The organism is Flavobacterium salmonis (genome assembly GCF_903819435.1).
In the GTDB taxonomy this organism is placed as follows: domain Bacteria; phylum Bacteroidota; class Bacteroidia; order Flavobacteriales; family Flavobacteriaceae; genus Flavobacterium; species Flavobacterium chungangense.
The window spans coordinates 44,534-60,890 of the sequence record NZ_CAIJDP010000071.1 but is presented as its reverse complement, the minus strand read 5'-3'; the positions used below and the strand labels follow the sequence as shown (position 1 = coordinate 60,890).

The 16,357-nt window shown below is 32.4% G+C and carries 16 protein-coding genes; 12 read left to right on the top strand and 4 right to left on the bottom strand.

All coding sequences use genetic code 11. The annotated features are described in order from the left end of the window. Positions 1 to 360 precede the first annotated feature (360 nt). The 4 genes from pfkA (at position 361) to FLACHUCJ7_RS13435 (ending at position 3,789) form a co-directional block, all read left to right on the top strand. Positions 361 to 1,347: a 6-phosphofructokinase gene (gene pfkA / locus FLACHUCJ7_RS13450; protein WP_031455864.1), complete on the top strand. Its 987-nt coding sequence runs from the start codon at positions 361 to 363 to the stop codon at positions 1,345 to 1,347. Positions 1,348 to 1,420: 73 nt separating this feature from the next. Continuing rightward, positions 1,421 to 2,425, top strand: coding sequence for a type I glyceraldehyde-3-phosphate dehydrogenase (gene gap, locus FLACHUCJ7_RS13445; RefSeq protein ID WP_031455865.1), 1,005 nt, complete (start codon positions 1,421 to 1,423; stop codon positions 2,423 to 2,425). Positions 2,426 to 2,553: 128 nt separating this feature from the next. Then, positions 2,554 to 3,405, top strand: coding sequence for an N-acetylglucosamine kinase (locus FLACHUCJ7_RS13440; protein WP_031455866.1), 852 nt, complete (start codon positions 2,554 to 2,556; stop codon positions 3,403 to 3,405). A gap of 9 nt (positions 3,406 to 3,414) precedes the next feature. Beyond that, positions 3,415 to 3,789, top strand: coding sequence for a methylglyoxal synthase (locus tag FLACHUCJ7_RS13435; RefSeq protein WP_031455867.1), 375 nt, complete (start codon positions 3,415 to 3,417; stop codon positions 3,787 to 3,789). Here FLACHUCJ7_RS13435 and FLACHUCJ7_RS13430 read toward each other — a convergent pair. Continuing rightward, positions 3,770 to 4,150 carry a RidA family protein gene (locus tag FLACHUCJ7_RS13430; protein ID WP_031455868.1) on the bottom strand — a complete coding sequence of 127 codons (381 nt, stop codon included), beginning with the start codon at positions 4,148 to 4,150 and terminating at the stop codon, positions 3,770 to 3,772. The genes FLACHUCJ7_RS13435 and FLACHUCJ7_RS13430 overlap by 20 nt on opposite strands. Before the next feature lie 29 nt (positions 4,151 to 4,179). Continuing rightward, positions 4,180 to 6,894, bottom strand: coding sequence for a putative LPS assembly protein LptD (locus tag FLACHUCJ7_RS13425; RefSeq protein WP_180909223.1), 2,715 nt, complete (start codon positions 6,892 to 6,894; stop codon positions 4,180 to 4,182). Between the two features lie 80 nt (positions 6,895 to 6,974). On the opposite strand from FLACHUCJ7_RS13425, the gene FLACHUCJ7_RS13420 reads away from it, so the two are divergent. From FLACHUCJ7_RS13420 to FLACHUCJ7_RS13385, 8 genes are all read left to right on the top strand, one after another. Beyond that, positions 6,975 to 8,105: an N-acetylmuramoyl-L-alanine amidase family protein gene (locus tag FLACHUCJ7_RS13420; RefSeq protein ID WP_078228833.1), complete on the top strand. Its 1,131-nt coding sequence runs from the start codon at positions 6,975 to 6,977 to the stop codon at positions 8,103 to 8,105. A 50-nt stretch (positions 8,106 to 8,155) separates the two neighbouring features. After that, positions 8,156 to 9,121, top strand: a complete 966-nt coding sequence (locus tag FLACHUCJ7_RS13415; protein ID WP_078228832.1) for an MlaD family protein — start codon at positions 8,156 to 8,158, stop codon at positions 9,119 to 9,121. A 5-nt stretch (positions 9,122 to 9,126) separates the two neighbouring features. Beyond that, a complete protein-coding gene (locus tag FLACHUCJ7_RS13410; RefSeq protein WP_180909222.1) occupies positions 9,127 to 10,458 on the top strand; it encodes a (Fe-S)-binding protein in 1,332 nt (443 codons plus the stop codon). A 135-nt stretch (positions 10,459 to 10,593) separates the two neighbouring features. After that, positions 10,594 to 11,385 (top strand): (Fe-S)-binding protein, encoded by a 792-nt coding sequence (locus FLACHUCJ7_RS13405; protein ID WP_180909221.1) that lies wholly within the window; start codon positions 10,594 to 10,596, stop codon positions 11,383 to 11,385. Positions 11,386 to 11,470: 85 nt separating this feature from the next. After that, positions 11,471 to 11,953, top strand: a complete 483-nt coding sequence (locus FLACHUCJ7_RS13400) for a hypothetical protein (RefSeq protein ID WP_031455874.1) — start codon at positions 11,471 to 11,473, stop codon at positions 11,951 to 11,953. A gap of 126 nt (positions 11,954 to 12,079) precedes the next feature. Then, positions 12,080 to 12,727: a hypothetical protein gene (locus tag FLACHUCJ7_RS13395; protein ID WP_078228828.1), complete on the top strand. Its 648-nt coding sequence runs from the start codon at positions 12,080 to 12,082 to the stop codon at positions 12,725 to 12,727. Between the two features lie 366 nt (positions 12,728 to 13,093). Further along, on the top strand, positions 13,094 to 14,230 hold the full coding sequence (gene bshA / locus FLACHUCJ7_RS13390) for an N-acetyl-alpha-D-glucosaminyl L-malate synthase BshA (protein WP_031457473.1): 1,137 nt from the start codon (positions 13,094 to 13,096) through the stop codon (positions 14,228 to 14,230). A gap of 26 nt (positions 14,231 to 14,256) precedes the next feature. After that, the gene (locus FLACHUCJ7_RS13385) at positions 14,257 to 14,682 is read left to right on the top strand and encodes a protease complex subunit PrcB family protein (protein ID WP_180909220.1); all 426 of its coding nucleotides are present in this window, start codon (positions 14,257 to 14,259) and stop codon (positions 14,680 to 14,682) included. A gap of 62 nt (positions 14,683 to 14,744) precedes the next feature. Here FLACHUCJ7_RS13385 and FLACHUCJ7_RS13380 read toward each other — a convergent pair whose 3' ends face one another. Next, positions 14,745 to 15,242 carry a hypothetical protein gene (locus FLACHUCJ7_RS13380; RefSeq protein WP_180909219.1) on the bottom strand — a complete coding sequence of 166 codons (498 nt, stop codon included), beginning with the start codon at positions 15,240 to 15,242 and terminating at the stop codon, positions 14,745 to 14,747. 153 nt (positions 15,243 to 15,395) lie between these two features. Then, positions 15,396 to 16,223 carry a UDP-2,3-diacylglucosamine diphosphatase gene (locus tag FLACHUCJ7_RS13375; protein WP_078228825.1) on the bottom strand — a complete coding sequence of 276 codons (828 nt, stop codon included), beginning with the start codon at positions 16,221 to 16,223 and terminating at the stop codon, positions 15,396 to 15,398. Positions 16,224 to 16,357: the final 134 nt, after the last annotated feature.

The following is a 16,357-nucleotide window of genomic DNA, read 5'->3' as shown; positions in this document are numbered from 1 at the left end:
TTCGAGTATAAAACATTCTTAATAAAAAGTTGTCATCATGAGTGGAAGACTTTTAACAGAAATGGGTTTCGAATCTAAAATCAGCACATATTTTTATTCGTCAAAAGGTTGTGGTATAATATTTTAAACATCTTTTCTAAATCATTATAAAATACAAAATTTTGTAACACTTCATTTCTGGATTGTTAATTTTACATTTTTAATTAAAAAAGGATACTTTTATTATTTTAAATGAATTTTTTGGGATATAAAAACTTATTAACCGAAAACGTTTGAATTTGGTAATTTATACCAATTTATAATAATCATCTACTGAAAAGTGGTGAATGTTTGCTAATTTTACACTTTAATACTTAAATAATGCCAAAAACAATAAAAAAAGTAGGTGTTCTTACTTCAGGAGGAGACTCACCAGGAATGAATGCCGCAATACGATCAGTTGTTCGAACATGCGCCTATCATAATATAGAATGTTTGGGAATTTATAGAGGTTATCAGGGAATGATTGAAGGAGACTTCAAAGAAATGGGGCCTCGAAGTGTAAATAATATTGTAAACAAAGGTGGAACGATTTTAAAATCGGCACGTTCAATTGAATTCAGGACACCTGAAGGAAGAAAAAAAGCACACGACAATCTTGTAAAAGCCGGGGTTGATGCTTTGGTAGTTATAGGTGGAGACGGAAGTTTTACCGGGGGGTTAATTTTTAATTCTGAATACGGTTTTCCTGTTATGGGTATTCCGGGTACAATTGATAATGATATTTTTGGAACAAGTCATACTTTAGGTTACGATACTGCCTTAAATACAGTTGTAGATTGTATCGATAAAATTAGAGATACTGCAAGTTCACATAACCGATTGTTTTTTGTGGAAGTTATGGGTAGAGATGCAGGTCACATTGCTCTTAATGCCGGTATCGGTGCAGGTGCAGAAGAAATTCTTATCCCTGAGGAAGATTTAGGTCTTGAAAGACTTTTAGATTCTCTTCAAAAAAGTAAAGCTTCAGGAAAATCATCAAGTATAGTAGTAATCGCTGAGGGTGATAAAATTGGTAAAAATGTATTCGAATTAAAAGACTATGTTGAAGCTAATTTACCTGAATATGACGTGCGTGTATCTGTTTTGGGACACATGCAGCGTGGAGGTTCTCCTTCATGTTTCGACCGTGTTTTAGCAAGTCGTTTAGGAGTAAAAGCAGTAGAGTCATTAATAGATGGTAAATCAAATTACATGGTTGGTTTACAGCAGGATAAAGTAGCTCTGACTCCGTTGGAACAGGCGATTAAAGGAAAGTCTGAAATTGACAGAGAATTATTAAGAGTGTCAGATATAATGTCAACATAAAAAGAAACGAAGTTTATAGTGAGAAAATTAAACTTTTAATAGTTAAATAAAAACAAAAACAAAATCGAGTAAAATGTCAAAAGTAAAATTAGGAATAAACGGATTTGGACGTATTGGAAGAATCGTTTTCAGAGAATCTTTCAACAGAGATAATGTAGAAGTAGTTGCAATCAATGATTTATTAGATGTAGATCACTTAGCTTACTTATTAAAATATGATTCAGTTCACGGTCGTTTCGACGGAACTGTAGAAGTTAAAGAAGGAAAACTTTATGTAAACGGAAGAAACATCCGTATCACTGCAGAAAGAAATCCAGCGGACTTAAAATGGAATGAAGTTGATGTTGATGTAGTTGCTGAATGTACTGGTATTTTCACAACTATCGAAACTGCAAATGAGCACATTAAAGGTGGTGCTAAAAAAGTAATCATTTCTGCTCCTTCTGCAGATGCTCCAATGTTTGTAATGGGTGTGAACCACGAAACGGCAAAAGCTTCTGACTTAATTGTTTCTAATGCTTCTTGTACTACAAACTGTTTAGCTCCTTTAGCTAAAGTAATTAATGATAATTTCGGAATTGTTGAAGCTTTAATGACTACAGTTCACGCAACTACTTCAACTCAAATGACATCTGACGGACCTTCAAGAAAAGATTGGAGAGGTGGACGTGCAGCTGCAATCAATATCATTCCTTCTTCAACAGGTGCTGCAAAAGCGGTTGGAAAAGTTATTCCTGAATTAAACGGAAAATTAACAGGTATGGCTTTCCGTGTACCTACTGCTGACGTTTCTACAGTAGATTTAACTGTAAAAGTTGCTAAAGAAACTTCATATGAAGAAATTATGGCAGTTTTGAAAAAAGCTTCTGAAAATGAATTAAAAGGTATCTTAGGATATACTGAAGATGCAGTTGTTTCTCAGGATTTCATTTCTGATAAAAGAACTTCAATCATTGATGCGACTGCAGGAATTGGTTTAAATTCAACTTTCTTCAAATTGGTATCATGGTACGATAATGAGTACGGATACTCTAGTAAATTGATTGATTTATCTGTGCATATCGCAGGTTTAAAATAATATTTTATTAAATGATAAAATCCCGTTATTTCAAAGTAACGGGATTTTCTTATTTTGTTATGTCTTTAATTAATGTAAAAAATACACTTTTAATTGAAGTTAAACTAACTAAAAAAAACTAAACTAAAATGAAATTAATAGTTGATAGCGGTTCTACTAAGGCTGATTGGATAGCGATTGATGATAATGGTAAAGTATTGTTTACTACGCAAACTTTAGGATTGAACCCGGAAATTCTTGATGGTCCTGAAATTATTGAAAGAGTAAATGATCGTTTTGATATTTCTCAAAATCGAAAAGAAGCTACACATTTGTTCTTTTACGGTGCAGGTTGCGGAACTGAAAGAATGCAAACTGCATTAAAAGAGGTGTTTAGAGCGTATTTTGAAAATGCAATTGTAGAGGTTCATGAGGATACCTATGCAGCAGTTTATGCAACTACACCAAAAGGAGAAGAGGCAATTGTTAGTATTTTGGGTACTGGTTCTAATTGTAGTTATTTTGATGGGAAAATATTGCATCAAAAAGTGCAGTCATTAGGCTATATTGCAATGGATGACTGTAGTGGAAATGTTTTTGGAAAAGAATTGATCAGAAAATATTATTTCAATAAAATGCCTAAAGAACTGGCAGTTGAGTTTGAAAAAGAATACGATTTGGATCCTGATTTTATTAAAAATAAATTATATAAAGAGCCAAACCCAAATGCTTATTTAGCAACTTTTGCCAAGTTTTTGATTCAGCATAAAGAGTCTGAGTTTTGTAGAAAAATAATTTTCAAAGGGATGAAATCTTTTGTTAAAAACTATATTAAACAATATGATAATTGCCAGGAAGTTCCTGTTCATTTTGTTGGTTCTATAGCTTTTTATTTAAAAGACGAATTACAGGAAATATTTGATAAGTATGAACTTAAATTAGGTAATGTTTTGAGACGTCCAATTGACGGTCTCATAGCTTATCACGTTGCTAATAAATAATAATTTAGAATGGAAATTGCAATTATTGCACATGATGGTAAAAAAGCAGACTTGATTAATTTTTTAATTAAAAATACAGAGATTCTGCAAAATGAGAATGTAAGTTTAATTGGTACTGGTACAACAGGAGGCAAAGCTGAAGCAGCAGGTTTTAAAACAAGGCGAATGCTCTCAGGACCTTTGGGCGGAGATGCTCAGATTGCCGGAAGAGTAGCTGAAGGATTAACTCAAATGGTTTTCTTTTTTAAAGACCCTTTGTCGAGTCACCCGCACGAAGCAGATATAAATATGTTAATAAGAGTTTGTGATGTGCATAATGTGCCATTGGCAACCAACGAAGCAACGGCACAATTATTATTAGAAGCTATTGCACAGCGATTATAGAAATCTCAACATTTACATTTTTTGGCAAACAAGCCACTTGAACCGTTTCACGTGCTGGAGCGGTTTTTTCATTAAAATAAGATCCGTAAACAGTATTTATTGCTGCAAAATTATTCATATCCATAATAAAAATAGAAGCCTTTACAATATTCTCAAATGTCATATTTGCGGCTTCAAGAATGGCAGAAATATTTTGCATAACCTGATGTGTTTCATCGTTTATGTTTTCTGTAACAAGTTCTCCTGTAGACGGGTTTATGGCTATTTGTCCGGAAGCATACAATGTGTTTCCTGATAAAACAGCCTGATTATAAGGTCCTATTGGTGCTGGTGCTTTTTCGGTGAAGATTATTTTTTTCATATCACAAAAAGATTAAAATTGTATTTTGATTATCTGTTAGAAGCGCTTCGTTTGTTCCATTTAATATCACTAAGCATTCCTGATTTTATTCCAATAAAGAAATTCCAGTTAGAATACGTACCAAGAGGTGTCCAGTTAAAAGACATTCTCCAGCTTAATAAATCTCTTTCAAAACGCAGTTGTGTAAAAGTAACGCCTTTTTGTACAAAATCATAACCGGTTGAGATTCCGCCTTTCCATTTAGGGGTAATATCCATATTTGCAGAAATCATTAAAGAATTACCCGAAATCTTATTTTCTCTTTTTGTATTTGTATAAGTCAATGAATAAGCCATAGTCATATCCCAGGGAAGTTTTGAATTGAAGAATTCTGTTATTACATTCTCAGAATCTTCTTCGGTAAATTGACTTTTCCTGGTGTCATTAAGGTCGGTGTTTGTTCCAAATAAATCATCACTACGACCTCCGTTTCGCTCACTTTGTTTGTTTTCATCCTTTTTGTCGTTTTTGTTTGAAAAAGAATAATTCAGTGTCATATTGGCACTTGTCATTCTAAACAAGCTTCCTCCATTATTGATGTTGAATACATTAATTTGCTGTCCGGAATTATCAATGGCATAAGGGTTTAATGTTGCGGCAAAATTGACATTCATTTTATTGTCAAACAATTGCGTTCCTCCACTAACCCGAACAGGCTCAAGTGCGAATGTTGTTTTTCCGTCAGCATTAAAATTATAACTGGTGCTGAAATTTAAATTATTTAACAGCATCACTTTCTTAGGCTCTGTTTTAGTGCTGTCCTTATCTGTTACTTTTGCTTCAAAAGTATTGCTTAAATCAAAACCGATTATATTAGAATTTGATTTTCCTGGTTGCCCGTAAACTCCGTTTTCAAATCGGGTGTAATCTTTATAAGTGGCTCCGGTTGCATCTATGGCGTATGTGTCATAATATCTTTCAAAACTAGGTGTGTAGGAGTAGGAGAATGATGGGCGCATTACATGTCGTATGGCTTGTATTTTCTTTGTGTCCCCAAATTTGAAAGTACCATAGATAGTGGTTCCTAAACTTGAACTAAAGTTATACGTTCTAAAGGCATCAAAACCATTAACTGTTTTATCAACAACAGTATTTAAGTCGCTATCAAAAGATCTGTTAATTGTTTTTGTTACCCAGGTCTCCTGATAATTTGTTGATGCACTAGCACTAAAATATTTAAATATTTTAAAGTTGGTGCTAATTGGGATGCTGTGTTGCATTCCGATTTTGGCATTATCAAACATTTGAGGTTTAAAAAATAAAGAATCAGTAGTTACAAAACTGTTTTTACCACTCAGATTGTATTGTAGGTTAATATTTTTAATTAGACCTTTTTTGACACCGTCTTTTCCAACAAATGGATAAATACGATCAACACTTGCCTGTAACGAAGGTAAAGTCATATTTATTTCTTCGGTTTGTGTATTTTGAGAATGCGTTGCAGTTAAGGCTATTCTGGCTTGTGGGATAGTATTGAATGTTTTATTCCACGAAATGGAAGAACTAAGTGTGTTGTTTAAACTGGAACCAATATTAGCCTGATTAATGGATTGTTTGAAATATTTACTACTACCCATATTCACAGAAGCAGAAAAACTCGAATTAGGATTCGATTTGGAATCTTTTGAGTGTGACCACTGAATATTGTAAATATTTTGTTTAGAATAATCAGGATAGCCTCTTTCGCTTGATATTAAATTCTCAAATCTAAAATTAACATTCCCTCTATACTTGTATCTTTTTGCATATGAGGATTCAAAACGCATAGCATAACTGCCATTGGTATAGTAATCTCCTAAAACAGTTAAATCATAATTGTCACTTAAAGCAAAATAATAACCTCCGTTTTGTAATGAAAACCCTCTGGTGTTTGAGTCGTTATAACTGGGAACAATAATACCCGAAATGCTTTTTTCTTCGCTCATTGGGAAATAGGCGTATGGCAATGCAATTGGAGTAGGAACATCTGCAATAACCATGTTTGTTAATCCGGTAATTACTTTTTTTCCGGGAACAAATTTTACTTTGCTCGTTCTGAAATAATATTCGGGGTTGTCAACGTCAGTCGATGTAGTAAAACGAGCTCCTTTTAAATAGTAAACCGAGTCATTCTCCTTTTTGGTGATTTCTGCTTTAATTTTAAATTCTCCCTGTTCTGTTCTGGAATTATAAATTAAAGCCTTTTTTGTTTTGAAATTAAAGCGAATTGAATCCGGTTGGACTTCATTAGCCCCTTGTTTAAAATTCGGATATTGTACCAAAACCCCTGCAGAATCTTTTATCCTTCCGGCGTATACTTCATCATTTTTATAATCAAGAATAATGATTCCGGATTTTAATTCAATATCTTTATAATACAATTCGGCTTCATCATAAAGAGTCAGGGTATTCTTTTTTTTATCTATCTTTTCGTAACCTTTGGCATTATGTTTAAGTAGTCCCTCGAGAAAAGCTTTTTTAGGCTTAATGCTGTCAATTTTAATTGTATCCGTTATAGTTTTTGTAGTATCTGTAGAAGCTTTTTTTGATTTATCAGATTGTCTTGCAGTCGGTAACGGAGTTTTTTTTGGTTTTATTTCCTGAGAATATAAATTACCACATCCTATAGTTAGGAAAAATGATATTAAAACGATATTAAATAAGTTTGTATGCAAAGGTTTAAATGCTATTTTTGTAAAAGTATGGCTTGTTTTTTGACATGTCAAACTTACATATAATTTTTGGCAAAAATAATCAATTGTAAAAATTATAGCTTTGCATTTTATTAAAATTAACTTTTAGATTTATGAACATTTTTAACAAAACTAAACTAATATTTATTTTTTTTCTGACCATAACGTGTTTTTCTGTTTACTCTCAGTCAAATGTTTTTAAAGTAACACTTGATGCAGGACATGGAGATCATGATTTTGGTGCTGTTTATAGTGGTCGTATTGAAAAAAATATTGCTTTGGCTATTGTTTTGAAAGTAGGAAAGATTTTAGAACTTAATCCAAATGTTCATGTTATATATACCCGAAAAACGGATGTTTTTATTGATTTGGTAGAAAGGGCCAATATTGCTAACAGAGCCAACTCCAATATTTTTGTTTCGATACACTGCAACGCCAATAAAAATACAGCTGCAGACGGAACAGAAACATATGTAATGGGTTTGAGTAAAGTTTCTTCGAATCTTGAAGCAGCGAAAAAAGAAAACTCGGTTATTACACTCGAAAAAGATTATAAACGTAAGTATGAAGGATTTGATCCCAATTCGCCTGAGTCAATGACGGCAATGATGTTGATGCAGGAAGAATATTTGGATAACAGTATTTCCTTAGCTAGTAAAATTGAAGATAATTTTGCAAAACTTGGAAAAAAAATTAGAGGAGAAGGAGTAAAACAAGCTCCTTTTATGGTACTTCATAAGGCTTACATGCCAAGGGTTTTAGTAGAAACAGGATTTGTTTCTAATCCTACTGAAGGAGATATTTTAAATTCAGAAGCAGGACAGGATGATATAGCTCAGGCAATTGCTCAGGCTATTTTAAGTTATAAAAGAGAATACTTTGGAACAGGCGCCCCAGAAATAAACGACATAAAGCCTGCAAGAGACACTTCTATCCCTGCAAAGCCTAAAACCGTTCAAAATACTCCAAAAACAGTTAAGGATACTGTAAAAGGAACTTTTTTTAAGGTACAGCTTATTGCCAGTATAAAAAAGACACCTTTAGAGCCTAAAAACTTCAAGGGGTTAAAAAATGTAACGATGATCTATGAAAATAATATTTATAAATATTTTTATCAGGAGACTTCAGATTACGAAAGCGCTAAAAAATATTTGCAAGAAGCTAAAAGTAAAGGATATGGTGCTTCTTTTTTAGTAGCGACTAAAAATGGTGAAAAAATCAACATTCAGGACGCCATCAAATAATACTGGTAAGTTCGAATATTTATATTATTTTTGTACAAACACTTACAATTTTGAAACTAACAAGAGAAATCAAAACGGCTATTTTAGTCATCGCATCAATTTTATTATTTATTTGGGGGTATAGTTTTTTAAAAGGGAAAGACCTTTTTACTAATTATCAGACTTTATATGTTGAATATGATAATGTAGAAGATTTGCCACAGTCAGCTCCAGTAACTTTAAACGGACTTGGGATTGGTAAAGTAAGTAAAATTACAATCAATGAAACAACAGGTAAGTTATTAGTAGAGCTTCAGTTAAAAACTGATTTTCCAATTTCTAAAACCAGTAAAGCAGCATTATATTCCCCAAGCTTAATTGGAGGAAAACAAATTAAAATTATACCAAATCTGGAAGATAAAAACCTTGCGGTAGATGGGCAAACTCTGGAGGCTGCTATAGAATTAGGATTAACAGAGTCCTTAGGTGGTAAAATTGAGCCAATTCAGCAGCAATTAAATTTAATGCTTGCAAATATTAATACTTTGGTTTCCGGACTAAACAATGTTTTGGATAAAAAAGGACAGGAAGATTTAAAGAAATCATTGTCAGAATTGAGTCAGACTATGGAGCAGTTTCATAGAGCTTCAGGAAGCCTTAATTCTATTTTAGATACTAATAAAGGGCAGATTAACGGAGTTGTGACAAATTTTAATAAAATGTCAAGCAATTTTAATAAAATTTCTGATTCTTTAAACAAGGCCGATTTAGGTAAAACGGTTAGAAATCTAAATCAGACACTTGCAAAAGTTGACGGTATTATGAGTAATTTGAATTCGGGGAAAGGAACTGCCGGAAAATTACTTAATGATGATGCCCTGTATACTAATTTGTCAAAAACTTCAAAAGAATTAGAATTATTATTACAGGATGTGCGCCTTAATCCAACACGCTATGTAAATGTTTCTGTTTTTGGAAAGAAAAATAAACCTTATGTAGCTCCGACAGAAGATGTAAATTCGACAACTAAAAAATAATAGTAATGGGCTATCTAGATAATATTTTATTTGCTATAGTGCTGATAGCTGGTTTCGCTTTTTTTGCTTCAAACGTAAAAAAAATCATTCGAAATATCAATTTGGGAGTTGATTTAGACAGAAAAGATAATCCTAAAGCACGTTGGGCAAATATGGCTTTGATTGCACTAGGACAATCAAAAATGGTTAAGCGTCCTATAGCCGGAATACTTCATATTGTTGTCTATGTGGGGTTCATAATTATTAATATCGAATTACTTGAAATAATTATTGACGGGTTATTTGGAACTCATAGAATTTTCGCACCTTATCTGGGATTTGTTTATGATATCTTAATAGCTTCTTTCGAAATATTAGCAATACTTGTAATTTTTGCAGTAACAGTTTTCTGGATTAGAAGAAATCTGATTAGATTAAAACGTTTTATACATTCTGATTTAACCGGATTTCCTAAAAGTGATGCTAATTATATTTTGTATTTTGAAACCGTTCTTATGGTTTTGTTTTTACTGATGAATGCCTCTGATTTGCATTTGCAAAATGTTCCGGGAGGAGTTTTTCATAAGGCAGGAAGTTTTCCGGTAAGTCAATTCATAGCTCCTGTTTTTAACGGAAAGTCAAATGAATTGGTGGTTTTGTTATTTGAAGTTTTTTGGTGGTTGCATATTGTTGGTATTTTGGTTTTTATGAACTACTTGTATTTCTCAAAACACCTTCATATTCTTTTAGCATTTCCAAATACTTATTTTGCAGATTTAAATCCTAAAGGAAAATTTAATAATCTTGAGTCGGTTACCAAAGAAGTAAAATTAATGATGGATCCAAATGCCGATCCGTTTGCTGCTGCTCCTGTAGATGAAAATGCAGTTCCTGCAAAATTTGGTGCAAGTGATGTTCAGGATTTAAACTGGGTACAATTATTAAATGCTTATACGTGTACAGAATGTGGACGTTGTACATCTTCTTGTCCTGCAAATCAAACAGGAAAAAAATTATCTCCTCGTAAGATTATGATGGATACGAGAGACCGTTTGCAGGAAGTAGGAAAAAATATAGATAGCAATAAAGGTATTTTTGTTCCGGATAATAAAACATTATTAAACGATTATATTACTCCCGAAGAATTGTGGGCTTGCACGTCTTGCAATGCCTGCGTTGAAGAATGTCCCGTTAATATAAGTCCGCTGTCTATTATTATGGATATGCGTCGTTATTTGGTAATGGAACAAAGTGCTGCCCCGATGTCATTAAACGCTATGATGACAAATATTGAAAATAATGGTGCACCTTGGCAATACAGCCAGCAAGACCGATTGAACTGGAAAAACGAGAATTAGGATTTATTGTTTAAATGGTTGCTTGTTTATAACCGTTTGCCGATTTTAAAATAATTTAGGTTTTACAAATGGGTTGTCAATTCGTTATCAACGTTTAAGCAATTCAATGATTAACCGATATAACAAAATAAGAAGATGTCAGAAAGTTTAGTAGTACCAACAATGGCAGAGATGTTAGCAGAAGGAAAACAACCGGAAGTGTTGTTTTGGGTTGGTTGTGCAGGAAGTTTTGATGATAGGGCAAAAAAAATCACAAAAGCTTTCGTGCGAATTCTTAATCGTACAAACGTTTCTTTTGCTGTATTGGGTGCTGAAGAAAGCTGTACCGGAGATCCTGCAAAAAGAGCAGGAAATGAGTTTTTATTTCAGATGCAGGCCATGATGAATATTGAGGTTTTGAATGCTTATGAAGCAAAAAAAATAGTTACTGCCTGTCCACATTGTTTTAATACTTTAAAAAATGAATATCCTGAATTGGGAGGTAATTATGAAGTTATTCACCATACGGAGTTTTTGAAGTCATTAATTGACGAAGGAAGACTTACTGTGGAAGGTGGTCAGTTTAAAGGCAAAAAAATTACTTTTCATGATCCGTGTTATTTAGGAAGGGCTAATAAAATTTATGAAGCACCAAGAAATTTAATTGAGAAACTGGACGCTGAATTAGTTGAAATGAAACGTTCAAAAGCTAATGGTTTGTGTTGTGGGGCTGGGGGAGCACAGATGTTTAAAGATGCAGAACCTGGAAATAAAGAGGTAAATATTGAAAGAACCGAAGATGCACTTGAAACCCAACCCGATATTATTGCAGCAGGTTGTCCGTTTTGCAATACGATGTTAACGGACGGTATCAAAAACAAAGAAAAAGAAGGTCAGGTTAAAGTAATGGATATTGCTGAGTTAATTGCGAATGCACAAGATCTTTAGTTAGGATTCTGAGCTATTAAGAGGCTAAGCTTCTAAGTTTTGAAACCTGAAACTTGAAACAAAAAAATAAAATCTAAAATTAAAAATGTATATACCTTTTGAAAATTTACCAGGTGAATCCAGAGTTTGGATTTATCAATCGAACAGAAAATTTTCTGAGGAAGAATTTTCTGAGATTGAAACTGATTTAAAAGCTTTTGTAGAAGAATGGGCCGCGCATGGAACAAGTCTTGAAGCTTCTTTTTTGCTTAAATACAATAGATTTATAATATTGGCTGTTAATCAGGATGTGCAGGCTGCTACAGGCTGTTCAATTGATAGTTCTGTTGAGTTTATTCAGGGTTTAGAGAAAAAGTATAATGTTGATTTATTGGATAAAATGAACGTAACTTTTAAACTTGGAGAGCATATTGCCCACAAACCATTAATTGATTTCAAGAAAATGGTTAAAGATAAATCGGTATCTGAGAATACGATAGTTTTTAATAATTTAGTAAATAATATTGAAGAGTTTAATGAGTCTTGGGAAGTTCCTGCCGCCGACAGCTGGCATAGCAGATTTTTTTAAAAATAATACTATTTATCGAAAGGCATGAAATTCATTTTTCATGCCTTTTTTGTTTATAAAAATAGGTTTTTACTTATTAAAAATGTATTATTGTAAACAAATACTAAAATAAAAAGATAAATACTTATGAATGAAGAAATTAAGATTATTGCTAAAATTACAGCAAAATCATCCTTCAGATGGTTTACAATTGTATCGGTTGGAACTTTATTTACATTAATATGTTTTTTAATAATTCTATTTCAGGACAATGGTGGAGCTGGAGGCGGACACGGAAGTATATATGTATACCTGATAAATCTATTTTCTCATAATTTCTGTGGATTTCTTTTATTTATTGGCGCTCCAATGTTTATTTTGGCCTATTTCATGTTTGCAAACAAAGTAGCTATCCAGACTGCTATTCATCAAATTTGGGAAAACAAGATGGGAGGTTACATTGAAGGGAAAATTGTCTTACTTGTAGATAAATTGACAGCTTCTAATAATTGGACTAATTCAATTTCGAATAAAACAATGCTAAAATTGAAACTTTTGGAAGCGAATAAAAATGATAAGGAAAGTTCTAAGATCAAGAAAAAAGTAATTAGTTATTTACTCAATAAAATCAGTTTTGATAATGTAGATTTCGCTAATAAAGATCTTAAACTATCCGAAGTTATTTCAGGTAATATAAAAAGATTTGTGTCTGAAACTATTGAACCTTCATTTTTGGTTTTCTGGCTGCTGCTTTTGTTTCAGTTGGTTTTAATAGTTGTTGCTATATTTTTTTAGACAACAGCTTTGGTAGATTTTGAATTTAGTTTTTTTAATTAATATTGTAATCTTATTTTTATTTCTTATAAAAACGAAACCTCTAAACTAGCCCCGATGGGAGTGTTATCCTTTTATGGTTTCGTTTTTTAACCAGACCATAAAAGATTTAACGGACAGCGGGACAAATGGTTTTTTGAAAATTGATTTTTTGCTCCTTAAGCTAAATAAGAAACTCTTGGTTTTAAGTTGAATTTATAGATTATTATCCTTTAACTTTAATAAGGATAAAAGAAGTAAGGAGTTGAAGTTTTCTAAAAAATCTAACATTGTAAATACTTATTTAAACGTGATTTTTGAGTATTTTCGTAGTATTAAATTTAATACATGAAAATAGCAATAGTTTGTTATCCTACATTTGGTGGTAGTGGGGTAGTAGCCACAGAGTTAGGTCTGGAATTAGCCCGAAGAGGACACGAAATACATTTTATTACGTATAGCCAGCCGGTACGATTAGCACTTTTAAATCCGAATGTTCATTATCACGAAGTAAACGTTCCTGAGTATCCTCTTTTTCATTATCAGCCTTATGAATTGGCTTTGTCAAGCAAATTGGTTGATATGGTGAAACTTTATAAAATAGAGTTGCTTCATGTTCATTATGCAATTCCACATGCTTATGCGGGTTATATGGCGAAGCAAATGCTAAAAAACGAAGGGATTAATCTTCCAATGATTACAACGCTTCACGGAACGGATATTACGCTGGTTGGAAATCATCCTTTTTATAAACCTGCAGTGACCTTCAGTATCAATAAATCTGATTATGTGACTTCTGTTTCGCAGAGTTTGAAAGATGATACGCTGAAATTGTTTAAAATTAAAAATAAAATTAAGGTGATTCCTAACTTTATTGAATTAGATAAAGTTAAAAAAGACCCGCTTGCTCCTTGTCATCGTAATGTTATGGCAAAGGAAAATGAGCGTATTATTACGCATATCAGTAACTTTAGAAAGGTAAAACGAATTCCGGATATTATTAAGATTTTCTATCAGATCCAGAAAGAAATGCCGGCTAAATTGATGATGGTTGGTGATGGTCCTGAAAAAGAAAAGGCAGAAATTTTATGTCAGAAGCTGGGAATCTATGATAAGGTAATTTTCTTTGGAAACAGTAATGAGATTGATAAAATTTTACTTTTGACAGACTTATTTTTGCTTCCTTCAGAAACAGAAAGTTTTGGTTTGGCCGCTTTAGAAGCGATGGCATGCGGAGTACCGGTGATTTCAAGTAATTCAGGTGGTTTGCCGGAAGTGAATTTTGATGGTATTTCAGGATACCTGAGTGATGTAGGAGATATTGAGCAAATGGCTTCCAATGCGATTAAAATTCTTAAAGATGATGCAGTTTTGAAAGAGTTTAAAAATAATGCTTTAGAGGTTGCAAAAAAATTCGATATTAAAAACATATTACCTATATATGAAGCGTTATATCAAAAAGCAATAGACGATTATAAAGAATAGATTTAACCCATAAAAAAAAACGGTAAATGAAAAAAGTAATTTCGGTTTTAGCAGTTTTTGTTTTGATTTCCTGTGGAGCAAAAAAAACATCAAAATCAAATGTCGCATTGTATGAAGTTTTAACACAACAATCTGACGGTGGTGGAAATATCAAATTTTTTGAGATTTTGAGTGAGCCAAATGAAATTTTAATGCTTCAGAATGACCCGCTTTTAAAGAGTAAGATGAAACATGATGATATTAATAATTCTAATTATGTGATTCTGAATATGGGTGAAAAGAACAGTGGAGGCTACTCAATAGGAGTTGAAAAAGTAGAAGAAACAGAAAAAAATATTATTATTACTGTTAAAGAAAATGCTCCTGCTAAAGATGCTATGGTGATCCAGGTAATTAGCTATCCTTACACGGTTGTTAAAGTACATTCTAAAAAAGAAATAATTGTTAAGTAAAAAAAATCCTGTCGCATAAACGACAGGATTTTTTTTATAAAGTAGATGATTTATTTAGAAATTTAGAATCTAAATCTTGCTCCTAGACCTACATCGAAGCCAAAGTTATCGTCATCGTAATATCCTGATCCAATTTCAGGTCTGGCATCTAATGATAAGGTAAGAGGGAACTCTTTAAATCTGTATTCTATGCCAATATCACCGGCTGCAAAAACATATGTTCCGCTGTCATCAAAATCTCCTCCAGGTCCGTTATAATCGTAATCCCAGGCTGCAACACCACCACCAACACCGGCATACCAGTTGAAACCTCCATCAATATTCCATACCCATTGATAAAGAGCAACTCCTTTTATTGCATCAACATATCTATCGTCTCTCAACCCTAAGTCAAATTCAAGTCTGTTTTTTTGGTTCAACCCTAATTGGTATGATACTTCTCCTCCAAATCCGTTATTGTCTCCCAGACGTAATCCTAATGCATGTTTAGAAATTTGTTGTGATTGTGCAGTAAACGCTATACCTAATAGCGTAATAGCAGATAAAATGATTTTTTTCATAAAAAATGGTTATTAATTTTTGTTCAAAATTATAATTATTGTTCAACTCAAACGTATAAAATTATTTAAAATTGTTATGTAATTCCCATATTTTATCAAAAAAAACATCTACTGTTAAGCTAATTTTTAGGTAAGTTATTAGTTGTTAAAAAGTTACTTTTGTTTTATTATCGAAGTAATTAATTGTGATGTTAAAATATCTTCCATTTCAAAAAGATTTTCGTCTGTTTCAGTAAAGTCTGCATTAGAATACGAGAATAATTTCCATCGTTTTTTGTGATATTCCAAGGCAGTTAAATTTTCAATCCAGTCTCCCGAGTTTAAATATAAAGTTGAACCATACTTATTTTCTTTTTCAATAATTTTGGGTTCATGAATGTGCCCACAGATAACATAATCGTATTTTTTTTCTATGGCGAGATCAGTAGCAGTAGTTTCAAAATCTGAAATAAATTTAACGGCTTTTTTTACACTGGCCTTTATTTTTTTTGAAAATGAATAAGGTTCTCTTCCTAGTTTGGCCAAAAACCAATTTACAAATCGATTGCATAGAATTAAGTAATCATAACCTAAACCACCTAATTTTGCAATCCATTTAGAATGTTGCACAGATGCATCAAAAACGTCACCGTGAAAAATCCATGCCTTTTTATCGTCTAATTCTAAAACTAATTTATCTAACAAAGAAAAATTCCCCATATTCATATCACTAAATTTTCTCAGGATTTCATCATGGTTTCCAGTAATATAATACACTTTTGTACCTTTTGAAGCCATTCCAATTATACGCTGAATAACTTTTAAATGTGATTTTGGGAAGTAAGATTTTCTAAATTGCCAGGCATCAATGATGTCTCCATTTAAAACTAATGTTTTTGGTTTAATACTTGAAAGGTAGTTGTTTAGCTCTTTTGCATGGCTGCCGTAAGTTCCTAAATGTACATCGGAAATGATGACTAATTCGACATTTCTTTTTTTCAATTTTTCTTAATTTGAAGTTTAACAAATTAAAGAAACTGAAATGAGTTTTGTTTTATCATAACGTTATCAATTTAGCTTCAGTTTTAATAAATTATGATTTTTCAAAAGAGAGTTATCGGGGGAATACCAATTTT